The 1,587-nt window shown below is 48.4% G+C and carries 2 protein-coding genes; both read left to right on the top strand.

The genetic code is table 11. The features are described 5' to 3' along the window. Positions 1 to 73: 73 nt before the first annotated feature. Complete coding sequence (locus tag RJ32_RS00045) at positions 74 to 475, top strand: transposase (protein WP_034823203.1); 402 nt, start codon at positions 74 to 76, stop codon at positions 473 to 475. Beyond that, positions 475 to 1,548 carry an IS3 family transposase gene (locus RJ32_RS00040; protein ID WP_051018818.1) on the top strand — a complete coding sequence of 358 codons (1,074 nt, stop codon included), beginning with the start codon at positions 475 to 477 and terminating at the stop codon, positions 1,546 to 1,548. Before RJ32_RS00045 ends, RJ32_RS00040 begins: the two co-directional genes overlap by 1 nt. Positions 1,549 to 1,587 lie beyond the last annotated feature (39 nt).

The raw sequence follows: 1,587 nt of genomic DNA, 5'->3' as shown, positions 1-1,587 counted from the left end.
CTGTGTGTCAGCATGGTGTTGAACCAGAGGTTTTTACGATAACATAGATTTCAGGGCGGACTAGGAGAGCCATATGCCAAAACCCGTTAGCACTATCAGCCCAGAAATCACACCATCGCCAGAGCATGAAAAGCGCACACGGCGTACGTTCAGTGTCGAGTACAAACTCGACATTTTGAAAAAAGCCGATGCCTGTCAACACGGTGAGCTCGGTCAGTTGTTGCGTCGTGAAAAGCTGTATTCAAACCAGCTTGCGCAATGGCGTCGTGAGTTTACCGAACAGGGTGTCGCGGGTTTATCGAAATCACAACCCGGGCCGCAGTCGAGCCAAACACCTGAGCAAAAACGCATCGAAAAGCTCGAAAAAGAAAACCAGCGCCTGCAGGAGCAGTTGCAACTCAAAGATAGTTGCCTTGAGCTTCAAAAAAAAGCCTTTGCGTTGATCGATCAAGCGGACACCGAGAGCAACTCATAATGTTACTTGAAAACGATGCGTTTAAACACATTCCTGAACGGACGGCTTGTGACATACTGGCACTAAACCGCAATACGGTGCGCCGCCATCGTCGTCGTAAGGCATTTTGCGGCCCGCCGAGGCCACGGCGATTATCACGCCAACAGGCCGCACAACCGAGTGCCTTATCGGCTGATGAACGCGATGAAGTCAAACAAACACTCAGCAGTGATGCCTATTGTAACCAGCCGCCGGTGCAGGTTTATCATTCACTGTTAGAGCAAGGTATTTACCTATGCTCGATCAGTACAATGCATCGGATCTTACGTGCAGAGCAACTCAACGGTGAGCGGCGTAAGCAGCGGCCACCACAAAATCATACAGTACCGCGCCTGAAGGCAACAGGCACGAACGAAGTCTGGACCTGGGATATCACCAAGCTTCCAACCGAAAAACGTGGCGAATATTTATCGCTTTACGTTGTGATGGATTTATTCAGCCGTTATATCGTTGCCTGGATGTTATCACGTAAAGAAAACAGTAAATTAGCTCAACAACTGATTGAAGAGGCCGTGGAGCGATACGATATTAAGCCAAACAGCCTGACTGTTCATCAAGATCGGGGTATGCCGATGACGGCGCACTGCTACCTGGATATTTTGTCTGACTTAACGGTGACAGCCAGCCACAGCCGACCGCGCGTCAGTAATGATAATCCAATGAGCGAGGCACAATTTAAAACGCTGAAGTATCAACCGGATTATCCCCGCAAGTTTAAGGGGTACGAGCACGCTTCAACGTGGTGTAAAGACTATTTTAGTTGGTACAACGAAAGTCATTACCACAGCAATCTGGCTGGCTACACGCCCCAACAAGTATATACCGGCGCTTGGAAAATATTAGCTAAAGCTAGACAGAGCGTGCTGGATGAAGCATTTAATCAACACCCTCAGCGATTTAGAAAACGCCCTGTCGCTAAGGCACCACCTGCGGTTGTTGAAATCAATCCGGTGACTGAAAACGACAATGACCAACTCGTTGAATCTGGCGTTAACTTTCCAACGCTACCCAGGTTCATAGAAAAAACAATTTAACTTTTACACTGCTGGTTCAAATAAGGTTGACACGCTCCG

Origin of the sequence: Idiomarina sp. 28-8 (assembly GCF_000320945.2) — a bacterium.
Taxonomy (GTDB): domain Bacteria; phylum Pseudomonadota; class Gammaproteobacteria; order Enterobacterales; family Alteromonadaceae; genus Idiomarina; species Idiomarina loihiensis.
This window is presented reverse-complemented; position numbering and strand designations above follow the sequence as displayed.

What these genes read in the sequence shown, in the direction of transcription:
- RJ32_RS00045 (WP_034823203.1), top strand. Translation starts at nt 74, where the DNA reads ATGCCAAAACCCGTTAGCACTATCAGCCCAGAAATCACACCATCGCCA.
- RJ32_RS00040 (WP_051018818.1), top strand. Translation starts at nt 475, where the DNA reads ATGTTACTTGAAAACGATGCGTTTAAACACATTCCTGAACGGACGGCT.